The sequence below is a fragment of the Martelella mediterranea genome, from assembly GCF_004342225.1.
GTDB classification, from domain to species: domain Bacteria; phylum Pseudomonadota; class Alphaproteobacteria; order Rhizobiales; family Rhizobiaceae; genus Martelella; species Martelella mediterranea_B.
Map to the genome: position 1 here is coordinate 1 of NZ_SMAR01000011.1, position 24854 is coordinate 24854.

Here is a 24854-nt window from a genome sequence, read left to right on the forward strand (position 1 = left end):
TGCATCTGGCCGCGATTTTAGGGCTGGAGGCGCGAAAATCCTGCCCGACGAGGACCGGAGCACCTTGTTCAGCATGTCCTGACTCAATCAGATGGCGGCAGAACGCCGCCGTGTATAATGAAGATGGCTCACCAACGAGATCGGAAGAAAGACCCCGAAGTCCACTGGTTCCGAATTTGACACTCATGGAATGATGTATCCTGATCGTATCTGTTGTCCGGTTAAAATCAATTTGTTCAGTTTCTCAAAACAAAGGCAACCTGACGTGCCCATACCTGGGGTTAACAACTTCGGCGACGAAAAGTTCCGTTGACCAGAGCATTGGGCAATTGGTCCGCAGCGCTCGACCCTCGAAGGGGCAGGCTTCATCTTTATTCTGCAAAACTGACCGCTGATTGCAAATGACCTTCGTCAGGGCGGCAAAATCGCTGCGTTTCGAGGTCCTCCGCCGCTTACTGAATTATGTCGGAAATTTAAAAAACAGTGCTTGCCGAACAGCCTTTGCTGTTTTATAGAAGCCTCCGCTGGTCACGGAGTGTAGCGCAGCCTGGTAGCGCACCTCGTTCGGGACGAGGGGGGCGCAAGTTCGAATCTTGCCACTCCGACCATCACTTCTCCCCTTAAAATTTGTCTGGTTTGAAGTCTTTGATCTGGCCTGTCAGTCCTTGCGCATCGGGCGAAAACTCATGCGATGAAGCGGGCATGGGCCATCTTCGGCAATGGTCTGCCGATGCCTGGCTGTGCCGTAGCCCGCATGGCCGTCAAAACCATAAGCCGGATAGACGGATGCCGCATTCTCCATCATTCGGTCCCGGGTTACTTTGGCAACGATGGAAGCGGCCGCAATCGAAAGTGAACGCGTGTCACCCTTGATGATCGCCTGAGCTGGACACGCGATGCCGGGGGGGATATCGCGTCCATCGGTCAGGACGAGTGCCGGTTTCCGGCTCAGTGAATTGACTGCCCGGCGCATGGCATCCAGACTCGCTTTGAGAATGTTGCCTCGATCAATGTGCTGTGCGCAGCTCGATGCAATGGAAACTTCCGCTGAAGCGCAGATTGCCTCGAACAGAAGCGCCCGTTTTCTGGCCGAAAGCTTTTTTGAATCATTCAGTCCGGTCGGAATGTTGTCCGGGTCGAGAATAACGGCTGCTGCCACGACCGGACCTGCCAGCGGTCCGCGCCCCACTTCATCGGAGCCTGCTACTGGCCAGAGACCGCGCCGTTTCGCATCGGTTTCAAACGTAAAGTCCGGCCCGTTGGAGCCGGATGAGAAAAGATCAGGAGAATCAGGCGGTCGGCGTGATGACATGAAACGCATTTCGCACGACCGCCCGATCTCCTGCAAGTCCCCTTATAAATGGCGGCTTCAAGGGGACTCTTCGACCGGGCCAGGGGAGCCGGGCCGGAAACTTAAAAAAGATTGAGCTGGGTTCCGCCAAAGCCCGGTGAGACGAACAGGTCGTCACGCAGGGCGATACCACGTTTGGCAAGTCCCAGACGTTTCGCCGCCATATCGAAGCGGCGGGCGATCTGCCATGCATAAGGTCCGCTCCCTTTCATGCGCTTACCGAATTCGGCGTCGTAGTCCTTGCCACCGCGCATGGAGCGGATCAGGCTCATCACATGGCGGTAACGTTCCGGATGGTTCTCCAGGAGCCAGTCTTTAAACAGCGGGGCGACCTCCAGCGGCAGCCGCAGGAGAATGTAGCTGGCCTCAGTTGCCCCCGCTGCCTTGCCGCTATCGAGAATGCGCTCGATTTCGTGGTCGGTCAGCACCGGGATAACCGGAGCTACGGAGATGCCCACCGGAATGCTCGCCTCTTTGAGCTGGCGGATGACCTCCAGCCGCCTTGGCGGGGTCGCCGCACGTGGCTCCATGGACCGGGAAAGCTTTCTGTCCAGTGTGGTGACAGAAATCGCAACCTTCACCAGACGCTTCTCCGCCATCGCTGATAACAGATCGAGATCACGCAGGATCAGCGCAGATTTCGTTGTAATGGCTACCGGGTGATTGGCGGCAGACAGCACTTCCAGGATCTGACGCATGATTCGCCATTTTTTTTCAATGGGCTGATACGGGTCAGTATTGGTGCCGATGGCAAGGGTCTTGGCGTGATAGCCAGGTTTTGAAAGTTCACGGGTCAGCTGTCGTGGTGCATCTGGCTTGGCAAAAAGCTTTGTTTCAAAATCCAGACCGGAAGAAAGGCCCATAAAACCATGCGACGGCCGTGCGAAGCAGTAGATGCAGCCGTGTTCACAACCACGATATGGATTAATGGAGCGCTCGAACGGAATATCCGGGGAATCATTGCGGCTGATGATCGACTTTGCACGCTCGACCTGAACGTCGGTCTTTATCGGCGGCAGATCTTCATCAATGTCCCAGCCATCATGAAATGTTTCACGCGCCTGCTTTTCGAACCGTCCATCCGGATTGGACGTGGCAGCGCGTCCGCGCCTGACGCGCTGATCAACGGCAGAAAAGTGTTGTGCGTGTCCGCGCGCCAAAGCCATATCAGGGATTGGTTCATTCGCGAGAAAATCCGGTATGTCGTCCATTTTGATCTCCTGCCGAAATCGCGTGTGCGTGGCGCACCAGAATATGGTTAAGATAAATGAATAAACAGAACATAACAAGAACATATATGAAAAAACGTTGCAAACTGGCGAACAGACCGCATAAGTAGGAACATGCTTAGCGTGATTATAGAATGCGACGACAACGAGCCTGAGCTGGCGCATACGCTTTCAAGCCTCGTGGTTGGGGCCGTTGAAGGGTTGATCAGCGACGTCACGGTCCTCGATCGTCGCGCGAGCGAGGGTACGTCTCTTGTGGCTGAAGCAGCGGGCTGCCGTTATTTCAGAAACTGGGATTTGACAGACGTCGTCACGTCAGCACGCGGGGATTGGATACTGGTGCTGGAACCGGGGGCCCGTCCGCTTTCCGGATGGGTTGATGCCATTCACGAGCATATTGCCACTGAGACAAAGCCAGCACGATTTTCTAAATCGCGACGTCACCGTCGTGCGTTCTGGAAGCGGCTTTTCACGCGCAGATGTCCGCTCGAAGCCGGGCTCTTGCTGCCCAAGCCGATTGCACTGGAGAAAGCGCGCGAGTGCGGGACGTCTCCATTTGCGATGGCACACCGCATGGTGACACGCCGGCTTTCCTGTGAGTTGATCCCAGCCTCCGCCATGCCGCGGCTGCGTTGAATCAGACTATTGTCCGCGTCTCAGGTGTTCATCGAGGCGCGGCATGATTTCAACGAAGTTACAGGGGCGGCTCCGATAGTCGAATTGCTGTTTCAAAATGCCGTCCCATGCATCTTTGCAGGCCCCCGGAGAGCCGGGCAGAACGAAGATGAAGGTGTTGCCGTTCAGGCCAGCCGTGGCGCGGGACTGAACTGTCGATGTGCCGATTTTTTCAAATGAGATCCTGTGAAACACGGCTGAAAAGCCATCCATACGCTTTTCGAAAAGCGGTTCCAGCGCGTCCGGCGTGACATCACGTCCGGTAAAACCGGTGCCACCCGTCGTCAAAACCACGTCAACCGAGCCTGATGCGCACCATTTTGAAACCGTGGCGGCGATCTGTTCCTTGTCATCGGTTACGAGCCGGCGGTCCGACAGAATGTGGCCTGCGTCTTCAATACGCTGCTGCAACGTATTACCGGATTTGTCATCTGCCAGCGTTCGGCTGTCCGAAACAGTCAGAACCGCAAAACGGACGGGGATAAAAGGGCGTTCCTGCTCAACCATCGATCACCTTCCAGATGTTACTGTTCTGACGGCCACGACAAACCATTCGGGCTGGGCCGACTTGATATGCGCAGCTGCTGCTTCGGCTGCTTCAGCACTTGGATAAAGGCCAAAGCAGGTCGCGCCGGAGCCGGACATGCGCACCAGATCGGCCTTTGCAGCGTATAAGATGTCCAGAACAGATCCGATTTTCGGCACGATACTGCGGGCAGGCAGCGACAGATCGTTCCGGCTTTCCTCAACCAGATGATACCAACCTCCGGCATCGCGTGGCGGTTCACCTGTCAGCAAAGGAGCCTGATGTTTATGCTGAAGCGCTTTGAAAACAGCAGGCGTTGAAACCGGGATCAGCGGATTGGCGAGCACCATGAAAAGCGCCGGGAACATTGTTGCTTCCGTAATATCTTCACCCACACCACGAGCGATCAGCGGTCTTTTTGCCAGGCACATGGGCACATCTGCGCCCAGTGTCAGGCCCAGCGCCTTGAAGGCATCATGGTCGGGCTGGATATTCCAGAACTTGAGAAGTCCGCGCAGCGTTGCAGCAGCATCGGCTGAACCGCCGCCAATGCCGGCTGCCGGTGGCAGTTCTTTCTTGAGGTGAATGTGCACCGGTGGGCATTCTGCGCCCTTGGACCGGCCGAGCGAACGAAGGCCGTTTCGTGCCTTTAAAACGAGATTGCCCGTTTCGGGGTCATCTGTGCGCGGCACGTCGTCTGCAAAAGAGCCGGAAACAGAGAACCGGTCCTCGTCAGCGGGTTCGAAGGTCAGGCTGTCTCCGAAATCAGCGAAGGTGACAAGGGAATCAAGCAGGTGATAGCCATCACCTCTCTGGCCCGTCACATGAAGTGCCAGATTGATCTTCGCCGGTGCTGCTTCCTCAAGGCGAAGGCCGCCTGCCATCGTCAAGGTGTGCTGCCGGCGTCCGGGTTGCCGTCTCCCTCAGGAGCCTCGGCGAGAGAGGAGGCATCGTCGCTTTCCTCCGGCAGACCGTTGGCAATCTTGTCTTCAATCGTCGCCACGTCTTCCTCCGGTGGTTCCAGGGCCAGCGCCTTGTTCCATTGATAGATGGCCTCAAGCTTGCGCCCGACCTGCCAGTAGGCATCGCCAAGGTGATCGTTGATCGTCGGGTCGGCTGTGTCGAGCTGGGCTGCCCGTTCAAGTTCTGCGACGGCATCGGGAAAGCGCCCGAGACGATAATAAGCCCAGCCGAGCGAGTCGACGATATAGCCGTCGTCCGGGTTTTGATCGACGGCCTGCTGAATGAGGTCGAGACCTTCATCAAGATGCATGCCCTGATCAATCCATGAGTAACCGAGATAGTTCAGGACCTGCGGTTGATTGGGATACAGCTCAAGTGCCTTCTTGAAGTTCGGTTCGGCTTTTTCCCATTCCTTCAGGCGTTCGTAAGCTATGCCGCGCCGATAGAAGATGCTCCAGTCTTCACGCGCTGGAACCGGACCGATCATTTCAACGGCCTCATCCAGAACACGAGCCATGTCCTCAAACTTCTGCTGACCGGAGTAAACGGCTGAAAGAGCAAGATAACCGCGCCGGTCATTCGGCATTTCGGCAACCAGTGTTTCCAGCTGGGTTTCGGCCTCTTCAAGGCGGTCCAGATCCGCCAGCACAAGCCCGCGCTGCAACTCTGCCAGCCGGTATTGTGGTGCGTCAGGACCGATTTGGCTGAAATAATTCAAGGCACGCTCAGGATCCTGATCACGGATAGCCAGCGTTCCGCGCAGATAAAGAATATCCGGCTCATCGGGGGTCAGCGTGTTGGCGAGTGACAGGTAAAGCGCGATAATATCATCACCGCCGCCCTGACTAAGCGCTGAGGCGAGCTGGAACAGGACGCCCGAAGCGCCATCCACAGCGCTGCCAACCTGACCACTAAGGGGTTCTCCGGCTTCAATCTTCTCCCGAAGAGGATTCAGGATAGCGTCGTTGATGCCGTAGGTTTCGGCCACCGAAATTGAATCAAGCGCCTTGCGCTGATTGCCGGCCTGCTGTTCCAGTGTCGCAAGTGCGATTGCCGTTCGCAGCATCGTGTCCGGCGATGTGGCGCCACCCTCGCGATCAACAACGGCATTGTTGAAGTATCCGCGCGCGCGATCGGTTTCACCTGCAAAAGCGGCGATTGCACCGGAATTATAGTTTTTGAACAGAGCATACCAGGGCGGGCCGGAAAGCGCATCGAGATTGCTCAGCGCCTGGTCAGTCTTTCCGTCGCCTGCCAGTGCCCATGCCTCCAGCAAGGCGCTGATCAGTGTGTCCAGATCGCTGCCATCATAGGCCTTGAAGTGTTCGACTGCCTGATCGTAATCGCCATGATTCAGCGCATTCAACCCGTTGACCAGATTGCTGAGCGGTTCGAGTCTCGGTCCGCCTGAAATCTTTTCAGACTGTGCGGCTGCACCTTCCAGATCGCCATTAAAGGCCAGCGCGATGAACAACTGATCATTGGTGCTGATGTCGTCGGGGGAAAACTGCAGAGCCCTGCGGAAATAGGCGATGGCGTTCGTCAGGTCATCCTGATTTGCGGCTGACTGCGCCGCCAGAAGCGCACCGGCAAAGCTTCCGGTCAACTGCGGTTCAAAGGCTGCCGAAGCGCTGCTGTCGCCAGCGGCAAAGACGTTTCCGGTTGGCTGCATCAACATGATGACGGAGGCCGCCGCCAAGATGGATATTCTGAGGTTGCGCTTCAACGGATTGGTTCTTTTCATCAAAAACCCTTCTCAAACAGAGCTAAAAGCGCCTTGGCCGTTTGCGGCGCGTTTTCCTTTTTCTGCTGAACTGTGCGGAAATGCCCCACCGTCCAGCCTACTCAGAAATATGTCTTAACTGATGCGGGCGATGCAGAAATCAACCACGTCCATCAATGCATCCCTGACCGGTGTGTCAGGTGCAAAAGCAAGGGCACGACGAGCCGCTTCGCCATATTCGAGCGCCAGAGAAACAGAAGCGTTGAGCGCATTGTGACGCGCAATCAGCGTGCGCGCTTTTTCAAGCGCTGCGTCATCGTTTTCACCGTCTTCCATCGCTTTGCGCCAGAACGCTTTTTCAGCATCATCCCCATGCTGATAGGCGAGAATGACCGGCATCGTAATCTTGCCTTCGCGGAAATCGTCGCCGACATTCTTTCCAAGGTCAGCGCTGGAGCCGCCGTAATCGAGAACGTCGTCGACCAGCTGAAAGGCGAGGCCAAGGTTCATGCCATAGTTACGCAGTGCCTGCTGCTCTTCGGCTGAGGCACCCGCAATGATCGGCCCGACTTCGGCAGCGGCTGCGAACAATTCAGCTGTCTTGCCGCGAATGACGGCGATATAGTCATCCTTGGTCGTCTCCATTTTCTTGGAAACAGCCAGCTGAAACACTTCGCCCTCGGCAATCAGGGCCGCTGCATCGGAGAGCACGCGCAGAGCCTCCATGGAGCCGGTTTCGACCATCATTCGAAAGGCCTGACCCAGAAGGAAGTCGCCAACCAGAACACTTGCCTGATTGCCCCAGATCATCCGGGCGCTGGATTTTCCACGTCTCAGGTCGCTTTCATCTACAACATCGTCATGCAAAAGCGTTGCGGTGTGCATGAACTCAACGCTTGTCGCCAGACGAACATGCGAATCACCCTGATAGCCAAACATCTGCGCTGTCGCGAGCGTCAGCATCGGGCGCAGCCGTTTTCCGCCCGAAGAGATCAGATGGTTCGCAACCTCGGGGATCATTTCAACGTCGGAACCTGCCTTGGACAGGATCAGCGCATTGACGCGCTCCATATCAGCTTTGGTCAAGTCTACGATGGGCTTGACCGAGCCGGACGGTTTGTTCTCTTTTACTAGCGGTGTAACGGCGCCCAAGGCAACTCGCTCCTATTGACATATTTGACGCAGACAATAGGCAGCAGGACCATGAGCGACAAGAGGTAAATTGTTTCTTTTCAATGAAAAGGCGGTGAGCAACGTGGCCCTGATCAATCTGATGCGCACAAATGATGCGGTGGTTCTCGGCCTTGCCGAAAGTCTGCTGAAGGATGCCGGCATCCATTTTTTCGTGGCTGACCGTGCCATGAGTGTCACCGAGGGGTCGCTTGGCCTGTTGCCGCGCAGGCTGATGGTGGAAGATGGCATGGCTGACGAAGCGCGTGCACTGCTGAGAGACGCGGGGTTGGGCAAGGAGCTCGAACCGGAATGACGGCATCGGATGTAGGTCGTTCGGTCACTGTCACAGTCGACGCCTTCCACCGTGGCCGGTTTTATCTCAAACAGCCGAAAGGCCGAGGGCATCGCGCCGGTATGGATGCCATGCTGCTCGCTGCAATGGTAGATGCCGACCGTCCGGTTCATGTTGCGGATCTGGGAGCGGGGGCAGGCGCTGCAGGGCTTGCTGTTGCAGCAAGGCTGCCAGAAGCGCGTGTACAACTTTTCGAAATCTCGGAAGAGATGGTGGGCTATGCGCACCAGTCACTGGCGTTGCCGCAAAATGCGGATATCGCTTCGCGGGTCAGCATCTCTCACGCAGACGTGATGCTGAAAGGCAGTGCGCGCAATGCTGCCGGCCTGAAAGACGATTGCTTCGATCACGTTATCATGAACCCGCCTTTTAACGATGCCTCGGACCGCAGAACCCCGGATACGCTCCGGCAGACCGCACATTCGATGAACGAGGGATTGTTTGAAGGCTGGATCCGAACCGCCGGGGCGATCCTGAAGCCCGGAGGACAACTCTCGCTGATTGCAAGACCGGAATCGATTGCTGAAATCATCGCCGCCTGTGGACGCCGTTTTGGTGGGCTGGAGATCACGCCCGTTCACCCGCATGCCGGCGAAAACGCATTTCGTGTGCTGGTCTCTGGTATTAAGGGATCACGGGCGAGGCTGGTGATGCGTGCGCCTTTGGTCATGCACGCATCCGGCAGCCATGCTTTTTTGTCTGAGGTTGATGACATGAATAACGGCCGGGCGGCTTACAGCCGCGCCAGCCGCCGGATCTGACTCCATCTTGTCAGGATTACTTGCTGACGATGGCCCTTAACATCCAGAGTGCTTTTTCATGGAATGTCAGGCGCTGGGTCAGCATGTCTTCTGTAACCAGATCGTTGGCATCTCCAGCTATCTCACCCGCATCACGCATGGCGCGAACAGCTTCTTCGTGGTCATGAATCAGATCGTTGACCATGTCTTCGGCCGTGAGATTGGCAATGGCCTTGCCGGAGGGCGAGAACGCTGCTGCATCCGCCACACGTTCCGGCGCCAGAAAACCGATTGCCCGCACACGCTCGGCAATGGTGTCTGTTGCCTCGAAAAGTTCATTATAGTGCTCTTCAGTCAGCTCATGCAGTGATCGGAAGAGGGGGCCAACAACGTTCCAATGGTAGATGTGGCTTTTGATGGTGAGCTTATAGGTCGTCGCGAGAATTTCAGAAAGGCTGTCGGCCATTTCAGATCGGTACTGTTCGGAAAGGCCGGTATTCAGTTTGCTCTCATGGGCTTCCGGTTTCAAAACGCTTGCTGTGCTGGCCATAAGTTTGCTCCTTTTCTTCGTTGTTCGACAACCAAACGGAAACGCCGCGATAAATGTTCCGCGATCAGGATGAATGATAGCGCGAACAAATTTGAAATCAGATGGAACTTTCGGGCAAAGGTGGCGTTATCCGCTCAGACCAATCGCGGCTCCAGTGGCAACTGGGTTTGCGATTGCCCTCTTAAGTAAAGTATGAAAGGCCAGATTTCTGGCCTTCAGAACAGCGAGAAGCGTGAAAGCCCGTGGAACATTTGCCGGCCGATCTGGTCAAATCAATCAAGGATGAAAAAAGGCTGGAAACGCTGTCGCGTTCAATCATCCGTTCCGGACAGGAGGATGATGATTTCGTCGCGATTGTTGAAGCAGCGGCACAACGTTTTTCTGCACCATCAGCCATTATTCTGATTGCTGATTGTGACGAAAACTGGGTGCAAGCTGTTTATGGCATGGATGTCGCCGAGGTTCCAACCCGTTCTGGCTTGTTCGTCTATCCGCTTGCGCTTGAAAAAGAGCCGGTAATGGCGGTCAACAATCCGGCACGGGATGCAGCACTGGCCCCTTCGGTGCCTAAGGTCGAAGGCGGAAAGATTAAGTTTTTCGCTGGCGCACCGATTAATGTCCACGGCGTTCGGGCAGGTACTTTGTGCGTTGTCGATACCGAAAGACACAAAGGTGTTTCCAGGGAAGATGGTGAAGCGTTGGCAAGGCTGGCCGGTCTCGCGGGATCGCTATACGAACTGAAACATGCTGCGCGCGGCAAGCGTCTGGCGGATCGTGCACTGGAGCGTGCTCAGCGCCGACATTCGCTGGCGTTAAGGGCGGCAAATATTGCTGCCTGGAGCTGGGACGGGACCAGCGAAACCATTGAATGCGATGATGCATTGCGGTCACTGCTTGACCTCCCCCCCGGCCAGCCGGTTACGCGAAAAAGCTTTGTCGGGGCTATTGCACCTGAGCTTCGTTTCGCCGCTATCCGGCAATTTCGAAGTGCACTGGAAAGAGGTGAGGAATACCAGTTTGAATTCAAGGTCCAGTCGACAGGCCGGTGGTTGCTCTCACTTGGCGGCACTTATGACGGGGCAGCCACACATCACCAGGGCGGCACTGTCTTTGGTGCGGTGGTCGATATCACCAGCACCAAGGAGGCCGAGCAGAAAACCAGGCTTCTGCTGCGCGAATTGAACCACAGGGTGAAAAATACGCTGGCTATCGTTCAGTCGATGGCCGGACAAACCTTGCGGCGCTCGCGTTCGGCGGCGGAATTCAATATGGCGTTTTCCGGAAGGCTGCAGGCTCTTTCGGCGGCCCATACATTGCTGTCTGATGAGCAGTGGGGGGCGATCTCTCTGGAACGCCTGCTGCGTTCGCAGATTATGCCCTATGCCGAGAATATCGAACGGCAAATCGATATTCATGGTGATCAGGTCTATCTGGATCCCGATGAAGCGCTGGCGCTGGGCATGGTCATGCATGAACTGGCGAGCAATGCCGCAAAATACGGCGCATTGTCTGTTTCAACCGGAATCGTTGATATAACGATTGGCTGCAGCGAAGGGCCGGAAGGGCCAACGTTGAAACTGGACTGGATCGAAGTCGGCGGGCCGAAGGTTTTGCCCCCGGATCATAAAGGCTTTGGCGCAATTCTGATCGAGCGTAGTCTCGATAAGATTATTGGTAGCAAGGTCGATGTGGATTACGCTGAAAACGGCCTTCAGGTTCAGATCAGAATGCCGCTGCGTTTCTGCTGATCTGGCTTATCTCCCCAATATATCCCTCGCTCATTCTCCTGTAAAAAATAACAAACTTTTCGGAACAAGCCTCTGTCGGGGACGTTTTTAAAGTACAGGATGATGAAGAAACAATAAATTCAGAATTAATATCGTCCTTATAGATAGAAGATATAAGAGAGGATTACCCAATGCTTCGCAAGATTCTTTCAACCACTGCAATTGTCGCGCTTGTTTCAGGTTCTGCAGTTTATGCGCAGGATGCCTCAGGCTCGAATACGCAGTCGATGCAGAGTGAATCCGGCACGGGTATGAACAGTGATGCCCAGAGTGTTTTCCCGGATATGCAGGCCGACAACACTGATAAAGACTTTATGGGCACGACCGATACGCAGGTACTGGCAAGCTCGCTTCTGGGTTGGCCAGTTTATAGCACTGCCTCTTCTGACGGAGAGATGCAGCAGGTCGGCGACATCAATGATATCGTTATGAATCCGGAGGGTAACGCGACAGCAGCCGTGATCGGTGTTGGTGGTTTCCTTGGAATTGGTGAAAAGAATGTCGCTGTTTCCTTTGATCGTCTCACCTGGAAGACCGGCGATCAGGGCAACTGGCTTGCCGTCAATGCCTCACGTGAGGAGTTGGAGAACGCGCCGGTATTCGATACCGAAGGCTTTAATGTAATGCGCGTGGGTGCGATCGATACCGACGCGATGCGTGAGAGCGCCGGCAATGCGGCCGACCAGGTGGGAAATGCCGCTAACAATGCCTATAATGACCTTTCAGACGGTCTTGCAGATGCGGCAGACAGCGCATCTTCTGCGATGAACAACGCCGCTGAGAATCTGGACCAGACGGCTGAGAACATGGGCCAGAACGGTGCCGCAGACAGTCTGATTCTGGATGGTATGAAGCCTGTTGAAATGGAAAAAGTTTCCTTTGATCAGCTTCAGGGTGCCCCGGTCCTCAGCGCCGACAACAATCGCGTGGGCGAGGTTTCGGAGGTCGTGATGCATGACGGCCAGTCCCAGCATGTTCTGATCGTTGATGTGGGTGGCTTCCTCGGGATTGGTGAGAAGCCAGTCGCAATTGCCTCCAGCGCGACACGTGTAATGAGTGACGGCAATACCTATGCTGTTACCACGGAGTTTGATCGCCAGACGCTTGAAAATCAGGAGGCCTATTCAGAAGAGCGGTTGAAGAATAATCCTGACGCCGTGCTGCTGAACTGAGCGACAAAGTCTGAGACATAGAAAAGCATAACTTTTGAAAACAGGCCCGCGATCCGTCATCGCGGGCCTGTTCCTGTTTATTGTCAGTGGTCGCCGCGTGCTAATGATTACAGCACCGGCCCGAAAATCGGAATCGATTTTCGGGCCGGTGCGTAGATTCAATAGGTTAGAGAGCGTCCTTTGTGCATCCGAATGCATGCACGGCGTTCTAATAGCCTGATGCTCTGTTACTTAGGGGCGGCACGTGCCAACGGCCATCTTCGCCCCGTTTGAGCATTGGTGAGTTAAACGCCGTTATGACATTGCTGCCAAGCGTTGGATCATGTCTGGCGAAGGCATCGTCGGATTTGTCCGATTGCAGCATCGCTGCTGCAATCGCAACGGGCTGGATGCCACATTTTTCCAGCAGCTCCAGACCTGCCAGCATTGAACGGCCGGAAGAAATGACATCATCGACGAGAATGACCCTCTTGCCTTCCAGCAGAGGGAGCATGCGCGGATCGATGAACAGGTTTTTCTGCTGGTCCGGTGTTGTCACGGAGGACAGAGGCACTGAAAGCTCTTCATCATACCAGAATTTGCGCGAGGTACCGAAAGGCACATACCGGCTGTGTCCAAGCGCTTCGGCAAGTGGTGCAGCAAGGCTCAGTCCCAGTGTTGGCAGTCCGGCGATCACGTCCGGCTTAAAAGGCGCAAGCCGTTCTGCAAGGTCGGCAGTCAGGGACCGCACGACATCAAAGGAAGCCTGATTGATGATCAGCGAAGCAAGAGCAGAGGTGCCGTCACCCACAGTGCGCAGCGGCAGAAGAAGCTGTCGTCCATCGGCAAGTGTTGCCGGATATGCGGCATCGAACGGTCCGGCAGGATCGTGTGTGTCAGGTGGCAGCAAGTGCTGCCAGAAATCATGAGGTTGCATTCAAACTTCGCTCAAAGCGCCTTTATCGTTCTAAGTGTTTGAGGCGACCGGAATGGAAGTGCTGGCTTCCGGTGCAGCCTTACCAAAAGCTTTCTTATGCTTGTAATATGGCTTCGCTAACCAGCATTTAACATGCAGCAGTCAGGATCTGGCAAATGCATGGACCTTTGCCTCATGGTTCGGTTAAATGGTGTCTAGTGGAATGAATTTGACATTTGAATCCCGCCTGCCGCCAGTGATAGTTTCAAATGTCAAATTCGAAAATTCCACTAGAAACATAAACTTGGCTAGTGGTTGTTTTGATTCCGGCATTTGGATGAGCGCGTGCGGAAAAGGGAACCAAATACCGGAATCGAACCACTAGAGAGGGCTCGTGGGAACTGTATGATACATCTTTACAGAATTGGCGGTGAAAAATCCTCGTTGCCAGCATCCGGTGCACCGGCGCCGCTTGATGATGATGTTATCTGGATTGATATGCTCGATCCGACAGATGCCGACATGCATACAGTTGAAACGCTTCTTGGTGTGATGTTGCCGACCCGCGAATCGCTGAAGGATATCGAGCCCTCAAGCCGCTTTTATACGCAGGGTGATGCCGTCTATATGACCGCATCTGTGGTGATGAATGTGGATTTCGGGCTGGCGCATCTGACGGATGTGGGCTGTATTCTGGCTGCCGGCCGGCTGGTCACGATCCGTCACGCGGAACCCAAGCCGTTTTTTCTGTTTTCTGCCGATATGAAACGCCTTCCTTTGCAGCCGGGGCAGGGGGCAAAAGTGCTGGTCTATCTGCTGGATGCTGTGGTTGACCGCACGGCCGAGATTATCGAACTGGCTGTTTCCAAGATCGATAACATCTCGATAGCTGTTTTCGGAGAAGGTGCGCGCGGGCGTCGCCGCCCACCGGCCGAGCTTGAAGAGCGGCTGATCGAGATTTCGACCTATCACCGCCTGATCAGCAAGACGCGCGATAGTCTGACAACCCTTGCCCGGCTGGCGACCTATGTGCAGTCACTGCAGGCCGTTCGTGATGACAAGCCGACAAAAGATCTGTGCCGAATTGTGGCGCATGACATTCAGTCGCTGGCTGAGCACGTTGGTTTCGTATCGTCGAACATCTCGTTTTTGCTGGATTCGTCTCTCGGTCTCATAAACCTTGAGCAGAATAACATTATGAAGCTGTTCTCGGTCGTGTCTGTGGTTTTTGCGCCGCCGATGCTGATTGCGGGTATTTATGGGATGAACTTCGATATTATGCCGGAGCTGCACTGGAATTTTGGCTATCCCGCCGCCCTTGTCGGAATGTTTCTGACGATGTTTCTTGCCATATACTGGCTGCGATCCCGCGGCTGGTTTTAAGTCTTATATAGTCAGGTCATGGTTTGATGTGGCGCGGCGTGAAGGCGGGCTGGCAGAAATTTGCGCCCTGCTATCTGCAAAACAATCTCATTGCAGACCGTCTCGCAGCAATTGGAGCCTACGGACATTGCAAGACATTAAAAAATGATGATGTGGCTGGGAAATTTCTGAAAAGAAACTGGAGCGGGCGAAGGGATTCGAACCCTCGACCCCAACCTTGGCAAGGTTGTGCTCTACCCCTGAGCTACACCCGCTCATCAAAACCGGTCCGGGGTAATCAGTGACCGATTTGTTTGCCGCGTCAGCGACGAGGGCGTATATGGCCCAAGCCGAATTCAAATGCAACAGGGAAATGACATATTTTCGCATTTTTTTGCGTTTTCTGAAAAGCTGTTTGATTTCAGGTGTTTATAAATGAGCCTCTGAGAGAGGTTTGTCCTGTTCCTAGCGAGGCTGTCTGAGAGCGGTGATCCGGCTTTCTTGCAATCGGCGGGTAATGGTGGTGAAACAATCCTATCAAAAACATCAGACCAGATCAGACCGGCACAGCCTCATGACAGAAAAACAGATCAAGACATCGGATGATGTATTCGGGTTCCTGAACACACTCGGCATCGCCTATCAGAACCATGAACATCGTCCGGTCTTCACCGTTGCCGAAGGTGAGGATCTTCGGGAGAAGATACCGGGCGGGCACACCAAAAACCTGTTCATCAAGGATAAAAAGAGCCGGTATTTTCTGCTGACCGTAGAAGAATACGCCACGGTTGACCTGAAGACCGTTCATACGCTGATCGGGGCTTCCGGGCGCGTTTCTTTCGGTAAGCCGGAGCCGATGATGGAGTATCTTGGTGTGGTTCCCGGATCTGTCACGGCACTTGGCGCCATTAATGATACCGATCTGCAGGTAACCTTTATTCTGGACGCCGGTTTGATGGAAAACGAAACGATTAATTGCCATCCGCTGCGCAATGATGCGACCATCTCCATCAATCGTGACGATCTTTTGCGCTTTATAAAGGCAACCGGCCATGAACCGCTTGTCTTGAAAGTTACGGCATGACACACGATTTTAGACGTTGAAGACACCGATGGCGCTTACCGCGCCTTGAAGGGGAGAAGATGATGAGCGGTTTCGACAATCCTTATGGCGGTTCGTTTGGCGGCCAGATGAATGTGACGGCCAGTGACGCCAACGGAGCGACGCCGCCCGGCGGACTGATCAAGGACACAACAACAGCTGACTTCAAGGCCGATGTGGTTGATGAATCCCAGAATCAGCCGGTTCTGGTCGATTTCTGGGCCCCCTGGTGCGGTCCTTGCAAGCAACTCGGCCCGATCATCGAAAAGGCGGTGAACGAGGCTGGTGGTGCCGTCAAACTGGTGAAGATGAATATTGATGATCATCCGGCCATCGCCGGCCAGCTTGGCATTCAGTCTATTCCCGCGGTTATCGCCTTTTCCGGTGGCCAGCCGGTGGATGGCTTCATGGGTGCCGTGCCTGAGAGCCAGGTCAAGGAATTCATTTCCAAGCTTTCCGCGTCCAGTCCTTCGGAAAAAGATCGTGCAGCTGAAATCGCTTCTGCGCTTGAACAGGCTGAACAGCTTCTGGCAGAAGAGAAAATGCAGGAAGCAGCCCAACTCTACAGTATGGTGATGCAGGCCGAGCCGGAAAACCCGAAAGCGATCGCGGGTATTGGTCGCTGCATGGTGGCCGCGGGCCAGATCGACCGCGCCAAACAGATCATGGAGCAGGTACCGGAAGAAGTTCGTGAGGACGACGCGATCAAGGCACTTGCGACCAAGATTGAACAACTGGAAGAAGCCCGCAAATTTGGCGATCCCTCCGAGCTGGAACACACGTTGTCCTTAAACCCGGATGATCACGGCGCGCGCATGAAATTGTCCAAGGTTTTGAATGCCGAAGGAAAACGACTCGAAGCCGCCGAGCACCTTCTGGTGATCATGAAGAAAGATCGTGAGTTTGAAGACGATGGTGCGCGCAAACAGCTTGTTGCGTTCTTCGAGGCTTGGGGGCCGAAGGATCCGGCAACAATTGCGGCCCGGCGCAAGCTTTCAACGATCCTGTTCGCGTAAGGCTTTTCAGGAGGAGCAGAAAAATGCAGGTCGGTAACGCCCGTTATATCAGACGGCAGGATTTGCCGGAGATCGTGCCGGTTTTTCCGCTGACGGGCGGGCTGTTGTTGCCGCAGGGCCAGTTACCGCTGAACATATTCGAGCCCCGTTATCTGTCGATGTTCGACCTCGCTCTTTCCGGCAATCGCCTCATCGGCATGGTTCAGCCTTCTCATCACGATGAAACGCTGAATGTCAGTGAGATTACACCGCTTTCCAATATTGGCTGTATCGGCCGGATTACATCGTTTTCTGAAACAGGTGACGGTCGTTATCTGGTCGCTCTTACTGGCGTTTGCCGTATGCGGCTGATCAGCGAGCAGCGCACAACACGGCCGTTTCGCAGCTTTGAGATCAATCCTTTCCTTGGTGATCTTCGTGACGAAGGACAGGACGAAGGCGTGGATCGTACCGCCCTGCTTAAGGCATTCCGGGATTATCTGGATGCCGAGGGCCTTGAAACAGAATGGGAGCATATCGAGCAGGCCAGCAATCTGGCTTTGGTCAATGCGCTTTCGATGATGGCACCATTCGGCCCTGCGGAAAAGCAGGCGCTTCTGGAAGCGCCGGATTTAAAATCGCGTGCGGAAATGTTCATTGCGATGATTGAATTTGCGCTGGCCGGAGATCCCGGCGACAATCTCCAGTAAGGTTTTTGCCGATGGCCAGAGATGCCGGAATTGACCCCAAAATGCTGGAACTGCTGGTCTGCCCAATTACCAAGGGCCGCCTTCGCTATGACGCTGACCGGCAGGAGCTGATTTCAGACAAGGCAAAACTTGCCTTCCCCATTCGCGATGGTGTCCCGATCATGCTTGCATCGGAAGCGCGCCCACTCGAAGGCGTTTAAGGTTGTGCGGTTTTGGATAGGCGAAGCCGTTCAGAGCGCCGTGGATCCATTCGGATGCACAAAGCACGATGCTGTAGCTGACTTTTATTAAATCTTAATTCGGTTCAGGCAGGTTATTTTGCAGGTTTATGCTGCTTCGCGGAGGTGCACAGATGCCTGTCACGAGACGTGCGTTCGCTGTCGGGGCGCTTGCCTCTGTCCTTACATCCTGTTCCAGTAATCTGTTTGACAGCTTTGGCGGCGTGGCAGAAAACCAGCCTGTGCGTAATCCGGGCTGGGACGCCTGGGTTGCGGGTTTCAAGCAGCGCGCCCGCTCAAAGGGTATTTCTGATGCCACGCTTGCCCAGGCATTTTCCGGCGCTGCCTATGAGCCGCAGGTCATCGAATCGGACCGGAATCAGACAGAGTTCAGCCGCTCACTGGAAGAATATATCGCGATCGCCGCCTCGGATGAACGGGTTTCGAAGGGCCGGGCCAATTATGCTCGCTATCGCGATGTTCTGGCACAAATTGAAGAAACCTATGGTGTTGACGCCAATGTGGTTGTCGCAGTCTGGGGGCTGGAAAGCATGTATGGCGAGCGCCGCGGTAACATTCCAGTCGTCTCTGCTCTTTCAACGCTGGCCTATGATGGCCGCCGCGGAGCATTCTTTGAAAATCAACTGCTTGCTTCCATGAAAATCCTGCAGAATGGCGATATCAGTGCGCAGCGCATGACAGGCAGCTGGGCGGGTGCCATGGGCCACACGCAGTTCATTCCGACGTCTTATCTGGCCTATGCTGTTGATTTTAATGGCGATGGACGCAGGGACATCTGGAGCAATGATCCGACTGATGCCCTTGCCAGCACCGCATCCTATCTTGCGCGATCCGGCTGGAGAAAAGGTCAGTCCTGGGGCGGAGAGGAGGGAACGCCGGGTGCTGCTTCCGGCACGCGACGGATACAACCGCAGGCCGGTGGCCCGGTTTTCATCATCGGACCGAATTTTGATGTCATCAAACGGTATAATAACTCGACCAGCTATGCGATCGGCGTTGGCCATCTGGCAGACCGTATTGCCGAAGGCGGGCCATTAAAGGGGCGTTTTCCGCCGGATCGCTATGGTTTTTCGGCTGAGCAACGTGAAGAACTGCAATCGCGTCTTCAGGCCGCAGGCTATGATCCGGGAACGATTGATGGCGTCTTTGGCACTCAGACACGTTCAGCCATTTCCGCCTATCAAAGGCAAAACGGTCTGGCCGTAACAGGCGAGCCATCGCTGGCGCTGCTGCAGACTATGCGCTGAACGTCTCTTGATTGGGCGTGGCGTCGGGCGCAACCGGGCTGAGCCTGCTTCGCTTCAGCGTTCGCGAGCGAGTTTTAAGGCTGTAATCGCCTCGCCGCTATTGGCGATATAGTCGCTGGAATCGTTTTGCTTTTGCAAAAGCAGAATGAAAATGAAATCCGTCAGCATCAGCTGGGCATCGCGCGTGGCAATTGCAGATGAGCGGACACGTTCTTCATCGGCAATCGTGTAAAGGTTGATGTTGGCAATCCGCGCAATCGGATTGTGCTGCGGCCCCGTTATGGAAATGACAGTGGCGCCGCGCGCTTTGGCAAGCTCGGCGATGCGCACGCTTTCAATGCTTGTTCCGGAGTGAGAAAGTGCAATCAGAACGTCACCGGTCTTGGCCGCCGAAACATTCGCCATCTGCACATGACTGTCCGAATTGTGCAGGGCGTAGCGGCCCAGCTTCTGCAGCTTGTAGCAAAAGTCCCGCGCCACCAGTGAGGATGCCCCGACGCCGCCGACATAGATGCGTTGCGCTTGGTCGATTTCGTCGATCACCTTCGCGGTTTCGCGCTCGTCATTGGCATCAAGCGTCTGCTGCATGGCCTGCATCTTGGCTGACAAAAGCTTCTGGGCAATTGTCGCGTGGCTGTCACCAAGCTCGATATTCGAGTGGAGCGCGCCGGGTGGCCGCCATTCCTTTGCCTGTGCGCGTGAGATTGCAAGCTTCATATCCTGATAGCCGGAAAATCCGAGCTTCTGGCAGAATTTGACGACGCTTGACTGACTGCGTCCTGTCTTTTCAGCAAGGCTGGCGGAGGAAAGACGCAACACCTCGTCAGGACAGGTCAGAATAAAGGCACCAATCTGTCTATCTGCCGGTGACAGGGTTTCCAGCTGGGCTTCAATCACCTTGAGTACAGACACGGGTATCCTTTCTGCGCATAGGCGCGATCTTTGAATAATAAATTCCTGTAATTATGAATACAACGGAATTTCGCTGGTGCCGCGGGCATAATGGTGACCGATGGTCCACCAAGATCCCATAAAATTGGAATAAATTATTCTAAAACAGATTTGACAGATGGAATTTATGAACATAGCGTCTGATCTGATGAATTTGAAATTCGCCTCATTATTGCAGCAATCTCGGATGCGAATTGCAAATTCGAAAACCGAAATAGAAACATATACTTGCTAGTCACCCTCCTTGAATCTGACGTTGGTTCGGAGCAAGCGGAACAATGAGACGAACTACAGGTGCTGGCGACTGGTATGAACTTTAGCGTACGGCCACAAAAGCAATAAGCCGGCGCAGCTTCAGGGGAGTGCAAATTGCACGTGTCGGCGTTTGAGCTTGAAAAACGGGTCTCCGAGGGGCGCAATCCGCCTAGGTTCAATCCCGATACTTTGAGCACTGGGGAAATGAGCCGCACGATCAATGTCGAACGGCGATATCGGGGATATCCGCCGGATATGACGGAAGTGCCTTCGCTGGTGCATCCTTTGGGCTATGAGCCGCCGAAAGCCGAATGGCTGACATTTGGCGCTGACCATATGGCACGGGTGGGTGCGCGATGACCGGAACTTCGGCAAATGAACGCTTTGAAAAAGCCTTTGACGCGCTTGAGCAGGCGGTTGATGGCCGCCGTATCCCTGGTGGTGTGCTTGGTTATGCCGACCTTGAAGGGAAACGACTGACACGGGCTGTTGGTTCGGCTGCCATCGTGCCGCAGGTGCGGCCAATGACCACGGAGATGTGGTTTGATCTGGCGTCGCTTTCCAAGGTGCTTTTTACCACCTCGCGTATTCTTGCTCTGGCTTGCGAAGGCTTCATTGATCTTGATGCACCGCTTACGACGGTTATTCCCGATTTCCGCCAGTACGATCCGAATTGCTGGGAGCGGAAGGTGACGTTTCGTCAGTGCCTCGGGCACTCGACTCATTTTCCCGCGGTCGAGCCGATTTATACCTATGGTGACGATCCTGCCCGGCTGCGTGCGTTCGTTCTCCAGCGTGAATGGGCGCGGGTTGAAACACCGGTTTATTCCGACATCAATTTCATTCTGCTTGGCATCGCGCTGGAGCGGCTGGCTGGAAAGCCGATCCGTGATCTTGATCCTGGCGCCGGGTTTGCCTTCTCCGGCGATCCGGCTGAAACCGCTGCGACAGAGCATTGCGCGTGGCGCGGTCATGTGATGTGCGGCGAAGTGCATGATGAGAATTGCTATGCGCTTCAGGGTTCCGGTCATGCCGGACTTTTCGGCACTGTGGATGCTGTTCTCGACCACGCGGAAAACCTACTTCAGCGGGATATCGAAGGTGATCCGTCCGTTGAGCTGATGCGAACCCCTCTTTCAGACCGGCGCACCCATGGCTGGGAGCGGCCCTATGAAAACTGGCATGGAGGTGCGCATTGTTCGGCTGAAACTATCGGCCATACAGGGTTCACCGGCACGTCGCTTTATGTCGATTTTGAGCGCGGATATACGTGGACGCTTCTGACCAACCGGGTCCACCCGAGCCGCCATTTCGAAAGCGGCATCATGACCCTGCGCCGACTCGTCAGCGATCGCATCAACGGAGCGAAAGAATGACTGAGCCTTTCAAGCCGGTCTGGGCGGTTGGCCTGATGACCGGGACTGTGCTGGACGGCAATATCGACGTGGCCCTTTTGAAAACCGATGGGGTGACCGTCGAAGCCTTCGGTGCTTACACACTTGCGCCTTATTCTTCCGAAACGCGCGCACTTCTTGAAGAAACGCTGGCTGTTGCGCGTAAATGGAATTTTGATGGCCCGGAACCTGAAATTTTCCGGCAGGCAGAGAATGTGCTGACACGCGCCCAGTCGGAGGCGGTGCGCAATCTGGTTGAGGCTGAGGGCATGACGATGTCCGATATCGGCATTGTCGGCTTTCACGGCCAATCTGTGCTGCATCGCGCTCCGCAGAAAGGGCGGATCGGCGATACGCGGCAGCTTGGTGACGGGGCATTGATGCATAACCTGCTCGGTTGCAAGGTCGCCTATGATTTCCGTACCGCAGATGTGCGGGCCGGCGGGCAGGGCGCGCCGCTTTCGGCTGGCTATCATCAGGCGCTGCTGAGGCGGCTCGATACATCTGGCAAAACTGCCGTGCTGAACCTTGGTGGCGTTGCCAATGTCACGAGTTGGGACGGTGGCGACTGTCTGATCGCTTTTGATACCGGGCCGGCAAACGCTCCGTTGAATGACTTCATGAAACAAAACGGACTTGGCGAGATGGATCGCGACGGGGCGCTCGCGCTTTCCGGGACGGTCGATGAGGCACGGCTTTCAAAGCTTCTGGAGCATCCTTATCTTGCAGCAGCTTATCCCAAATCGCTCGACCGTTTTGATTTTACCGCCGCAATGGCCGATGGACTGGACCCGGCAACGGGCGCTGCAACCTTGACGGCATTTACGGCTTCAGCTGTTGGCAAAGCGCTGGATCTTCTGCCGTCGCGGCCGGACCGGCTGGTTGTCTGCGGGGGCGGGCGGCGCAATCCGGCGATCATGCAGATGCTGCAAAGCCGTGCCGGGGTAGAGCCGGTCGCGGCAGAAAAGGTCGGCTGGCGCGGCGATGCCATTGAGGCTGAATGCTTTGCTTTTCTTGCTGTGCGGGCTCTGCGTGGCCTGCCGATCAGCTTTCCGGCGACGACAGGCGTTCCCGCACCGATGACCGGCGGAAAGATCGTCTGAGCCGAATGACGGCGGGCTGCGTTCACCCGTTTGTCAGCCGGAAATCGGCTGCAACGCTTTGTGAAATCACAAGGCGCATGTTCGGCAGATCATTACCTTCCAGCTTGTCCGCACGGCCTTGCGGCGAAAAATGTGCCCAGCGTTGTTCCAGCCGCTGACGAAGAACAGGTTCCGGTACATCGATAAAAACCGTCTTGTCGAAGAGTGCCGTCAACGGTTGCCAGCGTTTGTCATCAAGCAGGAGATAATTGCCTTCAACAATGATCAGACGTGCCTCTGGCGTGATGATCCGCGCACCGGCGCGGGCAATTTCAAGTGTGCGGTCAAAAACCGGAACAGCGATTTCCGCGCCGTCATCGGCGCTAAGCCGCTTCAGCGTGGAAAGCAGCCCACCGGTATCAAACGTGTGCGGTGCGCCCTTGCGCGGCAGGTCGCCACGCTCACTTAGAACGATATCATCATAGTGAAAGCCATCCATGGGCAGGACAGCGACTTTGCCGGGGCGTTCTGTGCTCAGTCTTTGATGGAGAGCGTCAGCAACATGGCTTTTGCCTGCACCAGGTGACCCGGCAAGCGCCACCAAATGCCTGCGCTCACCGGAGGCGAGGTCGTGCAGATAAAGCGCAAGCGCTTCCAGTGAAATGGCCTGATTCATTGCCTAACCACGCTGATGGCATCTGGTTGTTTAAAAGCGGCAGTCTCCGTGCCGCTCCTTTCAGGGCAGATGAAACACTTTCGTGAGTGGAATTTCAACGGGACTGTTGTCTGCATTGGTTTCCATAATATCAGCCATGAAGTCCCACCAGCGACGCACGACCTCATTTTCGGGAATGTCATCCATCCCGTGATTTTCACTGCGTTTCAGGACCGCAAACAGGTGGTGGGTCTCTTCGTCCAGAAAAATCGAATAGTCGGAAACGCCTGCCTGCTTCAAAACGTATGCCAGCTCCGGCCAGATTTCATCGTGGCGGCGTTTATACTCCGCTGCCTGGCCGGGATGAAGGTTCATGCGCAGCGCAATGGTTTCCATTTGACTGTCCCCCATAAAGTGGGTTTCTCATTTAAACAATACCACCGCCAGCCCCGCTGACAGCTGGCCGGATGTCCGCGACCTTTTGCCGGTAGCCAGCCTTGCGGTATGTGGCGATCGGATCAATCGCGCCACCGGATTTCCTGCGGGCCATGGCGAGGATCGGTTCAACATCGCTGCGGAAGGCCTGTTTCAGGGTTTGCGAAGCCATCATCGCATCATTGTCCTGCTGAAAGCCGGAAAGTGTCTTGCGGTCAACCAGAAGCGCCTGCGCATAGGCACGGCAGACTTCGGTGGCAGAGCGCATCAGGCTTTCAATCGGATCGGTGACATTGTGGGACTGATCCAGCATATGTGCGGGGTTAAAGCCTGCCTTGCCTTCTGCCTCCACCAGTTCATTGAAGACCAGAAACAGACGGAACGGATCAATCGAGCCGGTGTCGAGGTCGTCATCACCATATTTGCTGTCGTTGAAGTGGAAGCCGCCAAGCTTGCCGAACTGAATAAGCCGGGCAACGATCACCTCGATGTTGACGTTCGGGGCGTGATGACCAAGATCGACGAGGCAGAACGCTTTCGGGCCGAGTTCCTGTGCAATTAGGTAGTTGGTACCCCAGTCCTGCACGACGGTCGAATAAAAGGCCGGTTCGAAAATCTTGTGTTCGGTGAAAACCCGCCAGTCATCGGGCAGCGCCGCATAGACGGTTTTCATGGCATCGAGATAGCGCTCGAACTGACGGGTGAAATGGCTTTGACCTGGAAAGTTGGATCCGTCACCGATCCAGACAGTCAGCGCCTTTGAGTCGAGTGCCTTGCCGATTTCAATGCACTCGATGTTGTGGTCAACTGCCTGTTGGCGCGTTGCCGCATCGGTGTGGGACAGTGAACCGTATTTATAGGAGTGGGCCTGGCCGTCCTGATCCTGAAACGTGTTGGAGTTCATAGCATCAAAGCCAAGGCCAAGTGCTTCACCGCGCTGTTTCAGCTCTCCAAGGTCATCGACCTTGTCCCATGGAATATGCAGGGAAACGGAGGGGGTGGCGCGGGTGAGCTGCTGGATTACCGCACAGTCTTCCAGCTTGTCGAAGATATGGCGCGGCTCACCGGGGCCGGGAAAGCGGGCAAAGCGGGTGCCGCCGGTTCCCACGCCCCAGCTTGGAACGGCGATGCCATAGGCGGCAACCTTTTCCGTCACAGCGTCAATACTGACGCCGTTGCGGGCAAGTTTCTCGCCCAGATTGGCATAATCGCGATCAAGGTCGGCGGAAAGCCGTTCGTTTTCAGCCGAAACAAGCCCGGCGTCGATCATATGGTCCATGGTTTCCTCCCG

The 24854-nt window shown here is 55.2% G+C and carries 26 protein-coding genes, 2 tRNA genes and 1 pseudogene; 15 read left to right on the forward strand and 14 right to left on the reverse strand.

The genetic code is table 11. The features are described 5' to 3' along the window. Nucleotides 1-187, reverse strand: a pseudogene (locus EDC90_RS09015) (phosphomannomutase); the annotation flags it as partial. A 344-nt stretch (nt 188-531) separates the two neighbouring features. On the opposite strand from EDC90_RS09015, the gene EDC90_RS09020 reads away from it, so the two are divergent. After that, nucleotides 532-608, forward strand: a tRNA-Pro gene (locus EDC90_RS09020). 50 nt (nt 609-658) lie between these two features. Here the strand turns inward: EDC90_RS09020 and EDC90_RS09025 are convergent. Beyond that, complete coding sequence (locus EDC90_RS09025; protein WP_132310725.1) at nt 659-1312, reverse strand: ribonuclease HII; 654 nt, start codon at nt 1310-1312, stop codon at nt 659-661. 101 nt (nt 1313-1413) lie between these two features. Then, the gene (locus EDC90_RS09030; protein ID WP_245511008.1) at nt 1414-2517 is read right to left on the reverse strand and encodes a PA0069 family radical SAM protein; all 1104 of its coding nucleotides are present in this window, start codon (nt 2515-2517) and stop codon (nt 1414-1416) included. Nucleotides 2518-2694: 177 nt separating this feature from the next. Here EDC90_RS09030 and EDC90_RS09035 point away from each other — a divergent pair, with 177 nt between their 5' ends. After that, on the forward strand, nt 2695-3216 hold the full coding sequence (locus EDC90_RS09035; protein ID WP_132310729.1) for a glycosyl transferase: 522 nt from the start codon (nt 2695-2697) through the stop codon (nt 3214-3216). Nucleotides 3217-3222: 6 nt separating this feature from the next. Here EDC90_RS09035 and moaB read toward each other — a convergent pair whose 3' ends face one another. The 4 genes from moaB to EDC90_RS09055 all read right to left on the reverse strand — a co-directional run bounded on the left by moaB (nt 3223) and on the right by EDC90_RS09055 (nt 7619). Next, nucleotides 3223-3762, reverse strand: a complete 540-nt coding sequence (gene moaB, locus EDC90_RS09040) for a molybdenum cofactor biosynthesis protein B (protein WP_132310731.1) — start codon at nt 3760-3762, stop codon at nt 3223-3225. Nucleotides 3763-3765: 3 nt separating this feature from the next. Then, nucleotides 3766-4665, reverse strand: a complete 900-nt coding sequence (locus tag EDC90_RS09045; RefSeq protein WP_132310887.1) for a 4-(cytidine 5'-diphospho)-2-C-methyl-D-erythritol kinase — start codon at nt 4663-4665, stop codon at nt 3766-3768. A 2-nt stretch (nt 4666-4667) separates the two neighbouring features. Beyond that, on the reverse strand, nt 4668-6488 hold the full coding sequence (locus EDC90_RS09050; RefSeq protein ID WP_132310733.1) for a tetratricopeptide repeat protein: 1821 nt from the start codon (nt 6486-6488) through the stop codon (nt 4668-4670). Between the two features lie 114 nt (nt 6489-6602). Next, nucleotides 6603-7619 carry a polyprenyl synthetase family protein gene (locus tag EDC90_RS09055; protein WP_245511001.1) on the reverse strand — a complete coding sequence of 339 codons (1017 nt, stop codon included), beginning with the start codon at nt 7617-7619 and terminating at the stop codon, nt 6603-6605. Between the two features lie 109 nt (nt 7620-7728). Here EDC90_RS09055 and EDC90_RS09060 point away from each other — a divergent pair, with 109 nt between their 5' ends. Then, on the forward strand, nt 7729-7953 hold the full coding sequence (locus EDC90_RS09060) for a DUF2007 domain-containing protein (protein ID WP_132310891.1): 225 nt from the start codon (nt 7729-7731) through the stop codon (nt 7951-7953). Further along, nucleotides 7950-8753, forward strand: a complete 804-nt coding sequence (locus tag EDC90_RS09065) for a tRNA1(Val) (adenine(37)-N6)-methyltransferase (RefSeq protein WP_132310735.1) — start codon at nt 7950-7952, stop codon at nt 8751-8753. The genes EDC90_RS09060 and EDC90_RS09065 overlap by 4 nt, the downstream gene beginning before the upstream one ends. A gap of 16 nt (nt 8754-8769) precedes the next feature. Here the strand turns inward: EDC90_RS09065 and EDC90_RS09070 are convergent, their stop codons facing one another. Beyond that, entirely contained in the window at nt 8770-9282 is a 513-nt protein-coding gene (locus tag EDC90_RS09070) for a Dps family protein (RefSeq protein ID WP_132310737.1), read from the reverse strand. Nucleotides 9283-9524: 242 nt separating this feature from the next. Here EDC90_RS09070 and EDC90_RS09075 point away from each other — a divergent pair, with 242 nt between their 5' ends. Both EDC90_RS09075 and EDC90_RS09080 read left to right on the forward strand, forming a co-directional pair. Beyond that, nucleotides 9525-11030 (forward strand): sensor histidine kinase, encoded by a 1506-nt coding sequence (locus EDC90_RS09075; RefSeq protein WP_132310739.1) that lies wholly within the window; start codon nt 9525-9527, stop codon nt 11028-11030. Between the two features lie 170 nt (nt 11031-11200). After that, nucleotides 11201-12241 (forward strand): PRC-barrel domain-containing protein, encoded by a 1041-nt coding sequence (locus EDC90_RS09080; protein WP_132310741.1) that lies wholly within the window; start codon nt 11201-11203, stop codon nt 12239-12241. Nucleotides 12242-12449: 208 nt separating this feature from the next. Here the strand turns inward: EDC90_RS09080 and EDC90_RS09085 are convergent, their stop codons facing one another. Further along, a complete protein-coding gene (locus tag EDC90_RS09085; RefSeq protein WP_132310743.1) occupies nt 12450-13157 on the reverse strand; it encodes a phosphoribosyltransferase in 708 nt (235 codons plus the stop codon). Nucleotides 13158-13541: 384 nt separating this feature from the next. Here EDC90_RS09085 and EDC90_RS09090 point away from each other — a divergent pair, with 384 nt between their 5' ends. Next, a complete protein-coding gene (locus EDC90_RS09090; protein ID WP_132310745.1) occupies nt 13542-14519 on the forward strand; it encodes a magnesium transporter CorA family protein in 978 nt (325 codons plus the stop codon). 179 nt (nt 14520-14698) lie between these two features. Here EDC90_RS09090 and EDC90_RS09095 read toward each other — a convergent pair. After that, nucleotides 14699-14773: transfer RNA gene (locus EDC90_RS09095), tRNA-Gly, on the reverse strand. Nucleotides 14774-15072: 299 nt separating this feature from the next. On the opposite strand from EDC90_RS09095, the gene EDC90_RS09100 reads away from it, so the two are divergent. From EDC90_RS09100 to EDC90_RS09120, 5 genes are all read left to right on the forward strand, one after another. Beyond that, complete coding sequence (locus EDC90_RS09100) at nt 15073-15582, forward strand: prolyl-tRNA synthetase associated domain-containing protein (protein ID WP_132310747.1); 510 nt, start codon at nt 15073-15075, stop codon at nt 15580-15582. A gap of 62 nt (nt 15583-15644) precedes the next feature. Next, nucleotides 15645-16616 (forward strand): thioredoxin, encoded by a 972-nt coding sequence (gene trxA / locus EDC90_RS09105; protein WP_132310749.1) that lies wholly within the window; start codon nt 15645-15647, stop codon nt 16614-16616. 23 nt (nt 16617-16639) lie between these two features. Then, entirely contained in the window at nt 16640-17305 is a 666-nt protein-coding gene (locus EDC90_RS09110; protein WP_132310751.1) for an LON peptidase substrate-binding domain-containing protein, read from the forward strand. 11 nt (nt 17306-17316) lie between these two features. Beyond that, nucleotides 17317-17505 (forward strand): Trm112 family protein, encoded by a 189-nt coding sequence (locus tag EDC90_RS09115; RefSeq protein ID WP_132310753.1) that lies wholly within the window; start codon nt 17317-17319, stop codon nt 17503-17505. Nucleotides 17506-17657: 152 nt separating this feature from the next. Further along, on the forward strand, nt 17658-18791 hold the full coding sequence (locus EDC90_RS09120; protein WP_132310755.1) for a lytic murein transglycosylase: 1134 nt from the start codon (nt 17658-17660) through the stop codon (nt 18789-18791). Between the two features lie 54 nt (nt 18792-18845). Here the strand turns inward: EDC90_RS09120 and EDC90_RS09125 are convergent, their stop codons facing one another. Further along, nucleotides 18846-19703 carry a MurR/RpiR family transcriptional regulator gene (locus EDC90_RS09125; RefSeq protein WP_132310757.1) on the reverse strand — a complete coding sequence of 286 codons (858 nt, stop codon included), beginning with the start codon at nt 19701-19703 and terminating at the stop codon, nt 18846-18848. A 498-nt stretch (nt 19704-20201) separates the two neighbouring features. Between EDC90_RS09125 and EDC90_RS20870 the strand changes: the two genes are divergently transcribed. From EDC90_RS20870 to EDC90_RS09135, 3 genes are read left to right on the forward strand one after another with little or no spacing between them, the layout of a single operon-like run. After that, complete coding sequence (locus tag EDC90_RS20870; RefSeq protein WP_165972795.1) at nt 20202-20357, forward strand: hypothetical protein; 156 nt, start codon at nt 20202-20204, stop codon at nt 20355-20357. Further along, a complete protein-coding gene (locus EDC90_RS09130) occupies nt 20354-21373 on the forward strand; it encodes a serine hydrolase domain-containing protein (RefSeq protein WP_132310759.1) in 1020 nt (339 codons plus the stop codon). The genes EDC90_RS20870 and EDC90_RS09130 overlap by 4 nt, the downstream gene beginning before the upstream one ends. Next, nucleotides 21370-22494: an anhydro-N-acetylmuramic acid kinase gene (locus tag EDC90_RS09135; protein ID WP_132310761.1), complete on the forward strand. Its 1125-nt coding sequence runs from the start codon at nt 21370-21372 to the stop codon at nt 22492-22494. Before EDC90_RS09130 ends, EDC90_RS09135 begins: the two co-directional genes overlap by 4 nt. A gap of 22 nt (nt 22495-22516) precedes the next feature. Here EDC90_RS09135 and EDC90_RS09140 read toward each other — a convergent pair whose 3' ends face one another. Genes EDC90_RS09140 through rhaI form a run of 3 tightly spaced genes read right to left on the reverse strand, consistent with a single transcriptional unit; the run spans nt 22517 to nt 24842 of the window. Continuing rightward, entirely contained in the window at nt 22517-23149 is a 633-nt protein-coding gene (locus tag EDC90_RS09140) for a nucleoside/nucleotide kinase family protein (protein ID WP_132310763.1), read from the reverse strand. Between the two features lie 60 nt (nt 23150-23209). Then, complete coding sequence (rhaM, locus tag EDC90_RS09145; RefSeq protein WP_132310765.1) at nt 23210-23524, reverse strand: L-rhamnose mutarotase; 315 nt, start codon at nt 23522-23524, stop codon at nt 23210-23212. Between the two features lie 31 nt (nt 23525-23555). Next, a complete protein-coding gene (gene rhaI, locus EDC90_RS09150; RefSeq protein WP_132310767.1) occupies nt 23556-24842 on the reverse strand; it encodes an L-rhamnose catabolism isomerase in 1287 nt (428 codons plus the stop codon). Nucleotides 24843-24854: the final 12 nt, after the last annotated feature.